This is a genomic window from Lentibacillus cibarius (assembly GCF_005887555.1).
In the GTDB taxonomy this organism is placed as follows: domain Bacteria; phylum Bacillota; class Bacilli; order Bacillales; family Amphibacillaceae; genus Lentibacillus; species Lentibacillus cibarius.
Window position 1 is genome coordinate 771,343 of record NZ_VCIA01000001.1, and the last position, 12,618, is coordinate 783,960.

General features: G+C 41.6%; 10 protein-coding genes. 1 reads left to right on the top strand and 9 read right to left on the bottom strand.

The features are described from left to right. Positions 1-175: 175 nt before the first annotated feature. From FFL34_RS03890 to FFL34_RS18140, 8 genes are all read right to left on the bottom strand, one after another. Positions 176-1,633 carry a S41 family peptidase gene (locus FFL34_RS03890; RefSeq protein ID WP_138601649.1) on the bottom strand — a complete coding sequence of 486 codons (1,458 nt, stop codon included), beginning with the start codon at positions 1,631-1,633 and terminating at the stop codon, positions 176-178. 133 nt (positions 1,634-1,766) lie between these two features. Beyond that, positions 1,767-3,098, bottom strand: a complete 1,332-nt coding sequence (locus FFL34_RS03895) for a murein hydrolase activator EnvC family protein (protein ID WP_138601651.1) — start codon at positions 3,096-3,098, stop codon at positions 1,767-1,769. A 40-nt stretch (positions 3,099-3,138) separates the two neighbouring features. Then, on the bottom strand, positions 3,139-4,032 hold the full coding sequence (gene ftsX, locus FFL34_RS03900; RefSeq protein WP_138601653.1) for a permease-like cell division protein FtsX: 894 nt from the start codon (positions 4,030-4,032) through the stop codon (positions 3,139-3,141). After that, the gene (ftsE, locus tag FFL34_RS03905; protein WP_138601655.1) at positions 4,022-4,708 is read right to left on the bottom strand and encodes a cell division ATP-binding protein FtsE; all 687 of its coding nucleotides are present in this window, start codon (positions 4,706-4,708) and stop codon (positions 4,022-4,024) included. The genes ftsX and ftsE overlap by 11 nt, the downstream gene beginning before the upstream one ends. A 527-nt stretch (positions 4,709-5,235) precedes the next feature. Continuing rightward, entirely contained in the window at positions 5,236-5,595 is a 360-nt protein-coding gene (gene cccB / locus FFL34_RS03910) for a cytochrome c551 (RefSeq protein ID WP_138601657.1), read from the bottom strand. A 177-nt stretch (positions 5,596-5,772) separates the two neighbouring features. After that, a protein-coding gene (gene prfB / locus FFL34_RS03915; RefSeq protein WP_176960789.1) for a peptide chain release factor 2 occupies positions 5,773-6,874 on the bottom strand; the annotation gives its coding sequence in 2 pieces (ribosomal slippage) (positions 5,773-6,801 and positions 6,803-6,874; 1,101 coding nt in all). Between the two features lie 26 nt (positions 6,875-6,900). Continuing rightward, on the bottom strand, positions 6,901-9,414 hold the full coding sequence (gene secA, locus FFL34_RS03920; protein WP_138601659.1) for a preprotein translocase subunit SecA: 2,514 nt from the start codon (positions 9,412-9,414) through the stop codon (positions 6,901-6,903). A gap of 240 nt (positions 9,415-9,654) precedes the next feature. Then, on the bottom strand, positions 9,655-9,810 hold the full coding sequence (locus FFL34_RS18140) for a hypothetical protein (protein ID WP_171046255.1): 156 nt from the start codon (positions 9,808-9,810) through the stop codon (positions 9,655-9,657). 379 nt (positions 9,811-10,189) lie between these two features. Here FFL34_RS18140 and FFL34_RS03925 point away from each other — a divergent pair, with 379 nt between their 5' ends. After that, positions 10,190-11,419 (top strand): IS110 family RNA-guided transposase, encoded by a 1,230-nt coding sequence (locus FFL34_RS03925; RefSeq protein ID WP_138601661.1) that lies wholly within the window; start codon positions 10,190-10,192, stop codon positions 11,417-11,419. A gap of 506 nt (positions 11,420-11,925) precedes the next feature. On the opposite strand, the gene hpf is transcribed toward FFL34_RS03925, so the two are convergent. Further along, complete coding sequence (gene hpf / locus FFL34_RS03930) at positions 11,926-12,477, bottom strand: ribosome hibernation-promoting factor, HPF/YfiA family (protein ID WP_138601663.1); 552 nt, start codon at positions 12,475-12,477, stop codon at positions 11,926-11,928. Positions 12,478-12,618: the final 141 nt, after the last annotated feature.

Below are 12,618 nucleotides of genomic sequence, written 5' to 3' on the forward strand. Positions count from 1 at the left end.
ATTATATTCAACGTGGAAGGGGTTATTTCCTGCAACAAACGAAAAATATCCACAGGCAAACACCCGCGGATTATATATCTACTGCCATTTAAACAGAAGGATCCTCCGAACGCTTTGCCGCACAAATAAGGAGGATCCTTCTTACATCATTCTCGTATATCAAATAGCATAGGGCTTATTGATATAATATATTCAGTGCTTTTTCTAATTGCCGGTCATCCTCACCGTCACGAACCTTTTCGATAATTTTAGTTTCAATAAGACCAGCCGTTTTTTCATCTACCTTTCCAGTTGCTTCCAGGTCATGTTCCGTCTGAAAGGATTTAACCGTTGCTTCTGTAGCTTTATTAAAATAACCATCTGTACGCTCAGGGTCATGCCCCAGTCCTTCCAGCATGATCTGTATATTTTTCACTTTATCACCAGTATCGTTATATGTCAGTGGTTTATCCAGTTGAATCGGATTGCTAAAATAATACGCTGGTTGGTCTGCCTTAACTGTTGGTTTAACACCTTTTTCATGGATCCATGTTCCTTTTGGTGATAGCCATTTAAAAAAGGTCAGTTTAAGCCTACTTCCATCACCGAGCGGCAGTGCCTGTTGTACGGTTCCTTTACCAAAACTTTTCGTCCCGACAATATTATATCCGGCTTCCTTCATCGCCACTGCCAGGATTTCAGATGCAGACGCACTACCCTCATTAATAAGCACACTGATAGGATACGGCTTTTTCTCATCTAGATTGGAGTACGATTTGGACACCTTGCCATCCGGATTTTCAATTTGTACATAAGGCATGTCCTTAGGAATAAAGTTTTTCAAAATCCCCTCAACAGCTGTAAGCAGGCCACCTGGATTTCCACGAACATCGATTACTAACCCCTCGATATTTTTGTTCTCCAGCTCCGTTAGCTGTTTTGAGAAATCATCTGCTGTATTTTCCGCAAACGAGGTTATTTCAATAACCCCTGTCTTCCTACCATTAATTGTCTCTACCTCAGAATAAACCGTCTCCACCGGTATATCATCACGAACAATCGATACTTCAAATGGTTCGGAAACACCTTCACGCTGGATTTCGATTACTACTTCTGTACCCTTTTTACCACGAATCTTTTGGACTGCTTCCTGCAAGTTAAGTCCGGCAACACTTTCACCGGCAACACTCAAAATCTGGTCGTTCGGACGCAATCCAGCTTTCTCTGCTGGTGAATCCTTAATCGGTGATACAATCGTAATCTTCCCATTGACTTTACTTACTTCCGCACCGATCCCTTCAAACGACGATTCAATCGTTTGATTAAATTGTTTCATTGTTTCTTTATCCATGTATGAACTGTATGGATCCTCCAATGAACCAACCATACCCTGGATTGCGCCTTCGATTAATTGTTTATCCTTTACATCTTCTAAATAGTTTTCTTTTATTAAATTGTATGCCTGGGCAACTTTTTGAATTTTGGCCGGTGGTCTCGCGTTCCCCTGGTTTTGTAAACCTGCTCCATTCCCAGCCAGTTCCTGATCGCTGGCAGGCCCGGGCTGCGCCAGTTTCACACCGGCATATGCACCTGCAAATCCCAAAACCAGTGCAGCGAACAATAACATAATGATATGCTGTTTCTGCAGTTTCATTGTTTCACCCCAATTGATATATTCCCCGAAAGGTTTGTCCTGTTTAAAAGTGCTAAAAAGGCATCACACCATAATGGGCGATGCCTTTAATGATATAGTTTATGCAGTCATATTGCAATGACATTCATGTTAATTACGGCAGATAACTCAAAGGGTTTGTAGAATACTGCTTCGAATAGGTCCACTTAGGCTGATGAACTTCAAAGTGCAAATGTGGACCAGTTGAATCACCTGTTGACCCCATCACACCAATTTGTTGACCTTTCTTAACTACCTGCATATCTCTAACCATAGGCGGGTATTTCATATGGGCATAAACCGTTTCGTATTTATCGCCGTCAATAACATGTGTTATAAATACGACATTCCCATATGAACTTGAAGTATACGCCCTGGTTACGACACCGTCTGCTGCCGCTTTAATAGGTACGTTTCCGCCCCCCTTAGCCGTTGCATTACCTAAGTCTATTCCAGGATGTGTTCCACCGCGTGACCCATAATAATCAGTTATATAGCCTGATGCAGGCCAAGCAAAGGAACCACTGCCGTTTGCTTCATTTCCTAGTTGATTAAGTTCTTCTTTTCTTTGTTTTGCCATACGAATTGCTTTATTAACAGCAGCTTCTTGATTTTTGACTACTTGCTGTTGTTCAGCTAAGCTCATCTTGTAATTTTCAAGCTGATTTTGTTCTTTTTTAAGTTCCCCGAGCTTTTCTTCTTTTTTATTCATTTGCTTATCCAGTTGTTCTTGCAATGACTCAAGCTCCTGTTTTTTGCTTTCTAGGGATGCTTTTTTATTCTCAATTTTTGTTTTCTTATCTTCTATCTCTTTTTTCTTTTCCTCTACTTCAGCTTGTTTGTCTTCCAACTGTTTCTTTTCCTTTGCATGGGTTTCCATGATGTTCTTATCCTGCTCCATAATGGTGCTGACAGCGGAGGAACGGCTGATAAAATCACTGAAACTGTTTGACCCCATGATGACTTCTATGTATTTCATGCTCCCACCATTCGATTGAATCGCACGGAGTCGATCTTTTAAAAGTTCTTCCCGTTTTTCGATGCGTTCTTTTAGTTTTTTGATATCTTTTTTTAGTTTATCAATTTTGTTGTTAATGTTATCAATCTGCTTTTTTAATGTGTTGAGCTGACGATTCGTTTCAGCTATTTCATTCTCCTTTGATTTGATAGCATTTCTCGTTTCCGTCAAGTCCTGATCAATTTTATTGATAGCACTGTTGACCGTTACTTGTTTATCCTTGTTTTCTGCAATTTTCGCTTCCGTGTTTTCTTTTTTGTTCTTTAAATTGGATTTTTTATCGTGTAAATTATCTTGCTTCTTTTTGAGTTCATTGATTTCCTGGTTTACATTACTGGCTGACGCGGCTGATACATTCTCCCAACCGGTCAGACCAAATCCAAGTACGATAAAAGCTGCAAACAAATAGGCAATCCATTTCCTCATCATAAACTCCCCTCTCTCTTCATCTGTGGTATCTATTTTTTTGTTATATTTTCAAGAATTTACGAACACTCATGACACTTCCCCATACGCCAATAAATACTCCGATAACCAAGATGATTAAAGCAAGCTGCAATGCGAATGGACTAAATGGCAGTATATCGACAAAATCGTACGTGATTTTGTCGCTGATGTTATTATCCAAATAATAGTATCCACTCAAAACAGCCATTATAGGTATGATGGCCCCAAGAACCCCGAGCAGCATCCCCTCGACAAAGAATGGCCAGCGAATAAATCCATTCGTCGCACCTACCAGTTTCATAATACCGATTTCTCTGCTTCGGGCCATGATTGTAAGTTTAATCGTATTCGAAATCAGGAATATCGCGGTGAAAACCAGACCCACGATCAGGACAAGACCAATATTACGGGAATAATCGTTGAAGGTGAACAGCCGTTGGACAGTGTCCTTTCCGTAATTGACCTCTTGAATGTTGTCCAATCTATTAATCTCTTTCGCAAGTGCTTCCGTTTCAGAAGGATCCTTCGCTTTTACGACATAGGCGTGACTAAGCGGGTTGTCCTGTTCAAACATTTTCCATGTATCACCCTCTTCCCCCATATCTTCTATTAGCTTCTCTAGCTGCTCATCTTTGGAGGAAAAAGTTACTGATCCTACTTCATCTATTTTCTGAATTTCAGTTCGAAGCTCTTTTATGTCGGTTTCTGTAGCGGCACGATCAATAAGCGCATCAATCTGGACTTCTTCTTCAAGCCCGCTTGCCATATGATTCAGATTCAGCATTAATGCCAGGAATGCACTGACAAGCATAAGCGTTATTGTTACTGCACCAACGGAAGCTACCGTCATCCAACCGTTACGAAAAATGTTCTTCATGCCTTCTCGGAAATGACGTTTTATGGTCCTAAATTTCATAGCCATATTCACCTCGATGTTCGTCACGCACGATTAATCCGTCTTCAATTGCGATTACACGTTTTTTAATCGTGTTGACAATTTCTTTGCTGTGAGTAGCCATAATGATTGTTGTTCCCCTCGCATTAATCTCCTCGAATATGCGCATAATTCCCCATGATGTTTCCGGATCCAAGTTACCAGTCGGTTCGTCTGCAATAACAATCCTTGGATGGTTGACTATTGCCCGGGCAATAGTCACACGTTGCTGTTCACCACCGGAAAGCTCGTCCGGAATAAAGCGTGCCTTATTTTTTAGACCTACCAATTCGAGCACATCCATGACCCGTTTACGGATATTACGGGGAGATTCTTCAATCACCTCTAGTGCAAACGCAATATTTTCATAGACTGTCAATTTAGGCAAAAGCTTAAAATCTTGAAAGATAACACCAATATCCCTTCGTAAAAATGGAACGTTTTTCTCCTTCAGGTTATCCATATCAATGTCATTAATTATTATGCTACCTGATGATGGCTTTGCTTCCCGATACATGAGTCTGATGAATGTTGATTTACCAGCACCACTCGGGCCAACAATATATACAAATTCCCCCTGGTTAATTTCTATTGAAATGCCATTAAGTGCTGTAACACCATTGGCATAGGTTTTATGTACGTCTTTCATTTTTATCATTTAAAAATCACCTTTTGTTCCATTTTTGGAGTTCACCTGCGCTGTCGATTCTTCGCAAACAATATACACGCGCGTCGGTTACATTTTTCTTGTTCCGACAAACACACTAATACTTTTCTATTATAACATTTTTCAGCACAAATTTTAGACAAAATTATATTACATTTTGATTTCAATTTTTATACTATCTGCTGAATTTACGAATTTTTCAGTTTTTGTTGAGTGCAACGGAAAATAGTGTGAAGTATGAAGGATGAATAAGACTATTCACTGAATCATACTGTGGAATCACTTAGCTACTGGGATACTGCTTCGCTCGGGCGCTTAAACAGCGATGAATGACTCTTTATCCGAGGCACTGTCTCGTTTAGACGCTCATTACAGGACATACACCGGTGCGTTGACATGAATTCCGGGGATACGGTAATGGAAGGCTTGATGCGGCTGGCGTTTCAGGTTGTAAAAATGACATAAAAAAAGTTTGGCCCATTCCGGTTAAGAAATAGACCAAACTTCTGTTTATCGATTTACTTTTTCTCTGCCAACCAAGATGCAAGTGCCTGTGCATCTTCATCAGATACATCCTGAGGAGGCATACCATCTTTACCATTTTGAATGATATCAACAATTTCATCCGACGAATAATCCGAACCAACTTCTCTTAAATCAGGGCCAGCTCCACCGGAAAGATCTCCACCGTGGCACGAAGCACAGTTGTTTTGGAAAATTTCTTCCGCAGCAGCGGTGGATTCACCATTTTCTCCTGCAGGTTCTTCCGTACCGGTGTCACCGTTATCACCATTATCGGTTCCACCGTCATCTCCTCCGCCACAAGCGCCGAGCACAAGCGCCGTGCCGAACAATATTGATAATAAACCTTTTTTCATATTCAAATCCCCCTAACATAATTTAGTGAAAAGGCTATCAAGGTTATTATAACCTATTTCCAAAATTTTAAAACCAGTAGAAAAGGAATAATTTCCCGTTGAACATCTTTTAAACCGCATGACGTTCGGGATTTTGGCATATTGTGTCAATTTCATGACTTTCATGTGAACGTGCACTTAATCAATTCGCGAGCGTAAATAGGAATCAATAAGGGGATCGATATTACCGTCAACAACCCCTTGTGCATTCCCAATTTCCATATTTGTCCGATGATCTTTCACCATTGTATATGGATGGAATACGTAAGAGCGAATTTGACTACCCCAGCCGATTTCCTTTTGCTCACCGCGAATTTCATTTAGCTCCCGCTGCTGACGGTCTAGTTCGCGCTGGTAAAGTTTGGACCGCAGCATTTTCATAGCTCGCTCGCGGTTTTGTATTTGTGAACGTTCTGATTGACAAGTGACGACAATCTTTGTTGGCAAGTGAGTAATCCGAACAGCCGAATCAGTTGTATTTACATGCTGTCCACCGGCACCACTCGCCCGATACGTGTCAATATTAATGTCTTCATTGTTTATTTCAATATCCACATCATCATCCATTTCCGGTGTCACTTCACATGAAGCAAACGATGTATGACGTCGCCCCGATGAATCAAATGGCGAAATCCGAACAAGACGATGAACACCTTTCTCGGCTTTCAAATACCCATAAGCATTATGACCTTTAATCCACAGCGTAACACTTTTAACTCCGGCCTCATCACCTGGTAGGTAATCAAGTGTTTCAACTGTGAATCCTTTTCGTTCGGCCCAGCGCTGATACATTCGAAGCAAAATGCTCGCCCAGTCCTGTGATTCCGTACCACCGGCACCAGGGTGTAACTCTAGAATCGCATTATTTTGATCATATGGTTCACTCAACAGCATTTGTAATTCGAATTGATTAATTTCACTGCGTAACTCGGAAACTTCTTTATCAAGATCGGCAAATAATTCCCGGTCATTTTCCTCTTTCACCAGTTCATAAGATACTTCAAGGTTCTCCAGTTTTCCTTCTATTTCCTCGAAGCCTTCTACATAGCTTTTCAGCTGGTTCGATTCATCGATAACTTTTTGCGCTTCATCCTGATTTTCCCAAAATTCAGGAGATGTCATTTGCATTTCCAGTTCTTTTATCCGTTCCCGTTTGACATCTAAGTCAAAGAGACCCCCTGAAATCATTAATTCGCTTGGCCATTTGTTCCAATTCATTTCCAATTTCAACAAGTTCCATCTGTCTCACCTCATAAAATTAATTGGTTATTTCCCATGACAGTGCTTATACTTTTTACCACTGCCACATGGACACGGCTCATTTCGGCCGGTGCTCTCCGTTTTCACGTAAGGTTTCCGTGTTTTTTTCTTTTCTTCCTGCTCGCCTGAGACAGCTTGTGTATTCTTCACAACTTCCTCACGCTGCAAGTTATCCCGTATTTGGGCCTTCATTACGTATTTAGCAACTTCTTCCTCAATGTCAATGACCATCTGTTCAAACATCTGAAAGCCTTCAGCCTGATATTCCTGAAGCGGATCGTTCTGACCGTATGCACGCAGGTGAATTCCCTGACGAAGCTGGTCCATTTGATCGATGTGATCCATCCATTTGGTATCGACGGTCCGTAACACAATCACTTTTTCGAACTCACGCATTTGTTCAGGTGATAGTTCCTGTTCTTTTTCGTCATAGCGCTGTTTAACGATAGCCATGATAAAATCGATTATTTCTTCAGGTTCTTTACCCTTAATGTCGTCAACAGAAATATCATCGGCGTCTAATAGGTTACCATGCACATACTCGATGATGGTTTCCAGTTCCCAGTTTTCAGCAAGTTCATCCTGGGTATTCGCTTCCACGACACGCTCAAGTGTTGACTTAATCATGCCTTCCACTATTTCACGGAGATTCTCATTAGCTTCAATGACATCAAACCGCTGTTTATAAATGATTTCACGCTGCTGGCGGAGGACATCATCGTAGGAAAGCACCGTTTTACGCGCATCGAAATTATTTCCTTCTACTCGTTTTTGGGCAGATTCAACTGCTCGGGAAACCATTTTACTCTCAATTGGCTGGGAGTCGTCCATACCTAGTTTTTCCATCATTGATCGCATGTTTTCAGACCCGAACCGACGCATCAGCTCGTCTTCCATCGACAGATAGAATTGGGATGAACCAGGATCGCCCTGACGTCCCGAACGTCCACGGAGCTGATTATCAATCCGGCGTGATTCGTGACGTTCGGTTCCGATAACAGCCAATCCGCCCAACTCCGTTACACCCTCGCCGAGTTTGATGTCGGTACCGCGGCCGGCCATGTTCGTTGCAATCGTGACAGCACCTTTTTGTCCGGCATTTTCAATAATTTCCGCTTCACGGTAATGATTTTTAGCGTTCAGGACGTCATGTGGAACGCCTGCTTTTTTAAGCATCTTGGAAATCAATTCAGACGTCTCAACAGCGACTGTTCCGACTAGGACAGGCTGACCCGCTTCATGCCGTCTTTTAATATCATCAACAACAGCACGAAATTTCCCTTCTGCAGTTTTATAGATCATATCCGCCTTGTCATCCCTGATAATCGGTTCATTCGTTGGGATAGCTATAACGTCCATGTTGTATATATTGCGGAATTCCTCTTCTTCAGTTTTAGCGGTACCCGTCATACCAGAAAGTTTCTGATACATACGGAAAAAATTCTGGAATGTAATCGAGGCCAGAGTCATGCTTTCATTCTGGATCTGCAGCCCTTCTTTAGCCTCAATAGCCTGGTGAAGTCCATCGCTATAGCGGCGACCTTTCATCAACCGGCCGGTGAATTGGTCCACGATAACGACCTCGCCATCTTGGACAACATAATCAGTATCACGTTGCATCGATGCATGGGCTTTCATGGCCTGGTTAATATGGTGTGTTAGCGTAACATGATTTAAATCAAACAAATTTTCAATGCCGAAGTAACGTTCTGCCTTATTAATTCCTTCTTCCGTTAATTGCACACCTTTCGTTTTTTCGTCATACGTATAGTCTGTCTCATGCTTTAATGTTCGAACAAACGCATTTGCTTGCTGGTACATCGTTGCTGATTTTTGCGCAGTACCTGAAATAATCAATGGTGTTCGTGCCTCATCAATCAGAATCGAGTCCACTTCGTCAATAATAGCAAAGTTCAATGGGCGCTGTACCATCTGCTCTTTATACAGAACCATGTTGTCACGCAGATAATCAAATCCAAACTCATTATTCGTTCCATACGTGATATCACTGTAATACGCTTCTCGCTTCTCTTCTTTGGTCATTCCATTGCCGTTCAAGCCAACAGTCAGTCCCAAAAAGTTATACAGTTCCCCCATATCGTTTGCGTCACGTCCGGCTAAGTAGTCGTTAACCGTGATGATATGAACACCTTTGCCTGATAGGGCATTCAAATAAGCAGGCATCGTTGAGGCTAGCGTCTTTCCCTCCCCTGTCTTCATTTCGGCAATATTACCTTCATGCAATGCCACCGCACCCATTAGCTGAACTGGGAATGGACGCATGCCAAGTACCCGCTTCGACCCTTCTCTTACCACGGCATAGGCCTCTACAAGCATATCGTCTAGTGATTCACCATTCGCATACCGTTGTTTAAACTCATCTGTTTTTTGCTTAAGTTCCTCATCAGACAGCTTTTCAATATCAGGTTCTAAAACTTCTATTTGATCTACTTTTTTCTGCAGGCGATTGAGTTGCTTTTTATTTCCGTCACCAAAAATCTTGGTTAATAATCCAGCCATTTACAACGCTCCTCATATGGTTTCAACAAAAATACAGCCTTCTATTATAGTCCATTACTAATGATAACTCATCTCAAACCGCGTGACAACTGATTGACGCACTGCTCGTGTCACCTTCGCGGCTTCCCGCACTTATTCTACTGTTAGCCAAAAAGAAAGAACAGTCCGGGGATGAACTGTTCTTTCGTCGAGGAATACAGAGGCATAATGAGGATACTTAACAGGAGGGTTATAGAAGTTTTATGTAAGTGAATAGGTATGCGAACTCCTGTTATTCTTCTCATCTAATTCGTCAAGACGACGATTCGTTGCAGCTATAATTGTTACTAATTGGGCAATGGTTTGCTCATGTTGCTGCACCTTCCTGACCAATTCATCATACTTACGTTCACTCACATCGTCCCCCCTCGTATATTATGTTTAGGCCCTATCATTTGAGCCCATATTTTCTTACTTTTCCTGCTGGATATAGTCAAAAGTCTTGGACGTCCCGTGATGTTCCTAGATAATGGTCTTAGGATCATTTGGGACAATTCTTTTCCCCCTTGTGGCTAGACCACACGTAAAGACTGTTTCCCAGTGTGCGTTCGGACCTTCCTACTCGCAGGCTGTGCACCCTGAATCTCGAACCTGGGTGTTAGTAGCCCCAGGGCGGCTTTCGAATCAGGGTTAGTACTTATACACGAGGTTGCTGATCGGCGTTCACACTAGGGATATCTCAGGGCGTCCAAGAAATAGTACCAATGATTCTAAATCGAAAGGAGGAGAACCCCCCATGAAATTATTTGCTGGATTAGATGTTAGTTCTTTTGATATCAAGATTTGTTTGCTGGATGGTGAAGGAGAAAAGGTTAAATCCTTCACGGTTTCCAATGACCTTCCTGGTGCTAGTGAGCTTCGGGATACTGTTTTGGAATATTTGCGTGATCAGGCTGTTGATACGCTCAAATTCGGGCTTGAATCCACGTCCGTTTATAGTTTTCATCCATCCATGTTTCTTCATCATGATGAGGCACTCAAAGCACTTGGCGCAGAGGTATTTGTCATGAATCCAAAACAGATTGCGAACTTTAAAAAGAGTTATAGCGACATGGACAAAACCGATGAAATTGATGCGTTCGTCATCGCCGATTATCTGCGTTTTGGCCGATTGCCAATGTCTGTTGTCAAAGAGAGCCAATATGTTGCGCTCCAACAGCTTACACGCTCCAGGTATCAGCTAGTTCATCAGGTTACCAAGGAAAAGCAGCACTTCCTTCAACACTTGAGTTTTAAATGCAATACCTTCAAAGAGGAAGTCGATTCTTCCGTTTTTGGGAATGCCATGATGGAACTGTTTTTCGAGAAGTTCAGTCTGGATGAACTTGCGCAAATGCCGGTTGAAGATCTAGCTGATTTTCTACAAGAAAAGGGCAGAAATCGCTTTGGTGACCCGGAATGTGTTGCGAAATCCATTCAGAAAGCCGTTCGTTCTTCTTACCGTCTGGACAAGGTTGTGGAAGACTCTATCGATGTTATTCTTGGTACAACTATCGAAGTCATTCGCACACTCCAAAAACAGATAAAGGAAATTGATAAAGCAATCGAGCGTATCATGGCTGGACTGCCACAAACGCTTGTCACTATCCCAGGCATCGGGCCCGTGTTTACTGCGGGAATCATCGCCGAAATCGGCCAAATTGAGCGATTTGATGATGAAACTAAGATAGCCAAATATGCAGGCCTTTATTGGCGAAAGCACCAATCAGGCCGCTTCACAGCTGACGACACTTCACTTACGCGTAACGGGAATCAGTACCTCAGATATTACCTGGTTGAAGCCGCCAACTCGGTAAGACGGCACGTTCCTGAGTATCAAGCATATTACGCGAAAAAATACAGTGAAGTACCTAAGCATCAACACAAAAGAGCACTCGTCTTAACCGCAAGAAAATTAGTGCGTTTGGTGGATGTGCTACTACGCAATCACCAAATCTACACGCCAAAAAGGAGCGTGAATGCATGAAGCACAAATAGCTTCTAAATCCTTTTACTGATTACCAGTAATTTCCATTTATTTACTGGTCTAGTTTCCTGATGCCTTTTTTCGCAAAATTGAACCTTGACAATCGAATATTTAGTTATTTTCCTCTTGACATATCACCGCAGGTCTTTATGGTATGGTTCATTTATACCACGAAACAATCACATAACACCAATTGCCATTTTTGAAATTTGGCTTTTGAATCGACATGTTTCGACATGGAAATGGCAATTTTCAAGCGTGTTTTTGCATCAATTATCAAAAATAACAGAATAACAGTTGCCAAATTTAAAATTTGGCATTCTGTGTGACAAATTTCGACATATTGGTTGCAAAACTGAAATATAACCCATGATGCCAAGGCTTATGCAGATTTTATATAAATAAGAAAAGCGACCCCTTTTGTAGAGGTCGCCGGTAAATACGGATCTTTGATGTTTTTACATATCAAGTTAGCTTTCATTTCGCACGTATATGTTCTATTTTGTTCAGCTGTTAGGTTCAATCAATCCATATCGGCCGTCTTTTCTACGGTAGACGACATTCGTGTCACCGGAAATCGCATTGGTAAATACATAAAAAGCATGTCCAAGCATATCCATTTGCAGGACAGCTTCTTCTGAGTCCATTGGTTTCAGGTCAAATTGTTTTTTACGGACAATGTCTATTTCATCAGACTCGCCTGTTTCATTATCTGCTTCTTTTTCCATTTCAGCAAATATATGTTTTGGTGAACCTTCTTGTCTGAATTTACGATTCACTTTCGTTTTGTACTTACGGATTTGACGTTCCAGTTTATCAACAGCGAGATCAATAGCTGCATATAAGTCAATATGCTGCACTTCCGCACGGAGCAGCAAATTTGTCATTGGAATCGTTACCTCAATGCGTTGTTCGTCATTATAGACACTTAGATTTACATGTACATCGGATGTAGGTGGTGTATCAAAGTATCTCTCCAATTTACCGATTTTCTTTTCTACGTATTCTTGTATTGCTTTTGTCACCTCAATATTTTCACCACGGATGTTGTACTTCATAATAAGTGTCCTCCTTTCATCTTATACCTATAGTATACTACATTTCCACGGTTTTTTCCTCCCAAAACTTGCGATTAATGAAAAGGATTAGTGAGGTCCGTCTACATGTGTATGTGAAATAGAAAGCCCCGGGAATAACAC